Source organism: Bacillus sp. 05T31, from assembly GCF_056396725.1.
This window is the reverse complement of the sequence record NZ_JBFTMA010001376.1, coordinates 1-458: the sequence shown is the minus strand read 5'-3', so window position 1 is coordinate 458 and position 458 is coordinate 1. Positions and strand designations below refer to the sequence as shown.

Annotated in this window: 1 protein-coding gene; it reads left to right on the top strand. The window is 36.2% G+C overall.

The window, feature by feature from the left end; all coding sequences use genetic code 11:
* On the top strand, positions 1-458 hold a 458-nt coding region (locus tag AC1DJR_RS33375), incomplete at both ends, for a molybdopterin-dependent oxidoreductase (protein ID WP_477004609.1).

Here is a 458-nt window from a genome sequence, read left to right as displayed (position 1 = left end):
AAGATGTAGAGCCTGGATATAGCAGTATTTTAGCAGTTTCAGAAGTAGAGTCCGCGATGCGTAAGACGAAAATTAATAAGACGAAAACAGTTTGTACATTTTGTGGTGTAGGTTGTTCATTTGAAGTATGGACGAAAGATCGTCAAATTTTAAAAGTACAACCTGTTTCAGATGCACCAGTTAATGGTATCTCTACATGTGTAAAAGGTAAATTTGGTTGGGATTTTGTAAACAGTGAAGAGCGTATTACAAAACCGTTAATTCGCCAAGGGGATATGTTTGTTGAGGCTTCATGGGAAGAGGCCCTTGAAGTTGTTGCATCTAATATGCAACATATTAAGTCCGAATACGGTAGCGATGCATTTGGTTTTATTTCTTCTTCAAAAGTAACAAATGAAGAAAACTACCTTATGCAAAAACTAGCCCGTCAAATATATGGAACGAATAACATAGATAAC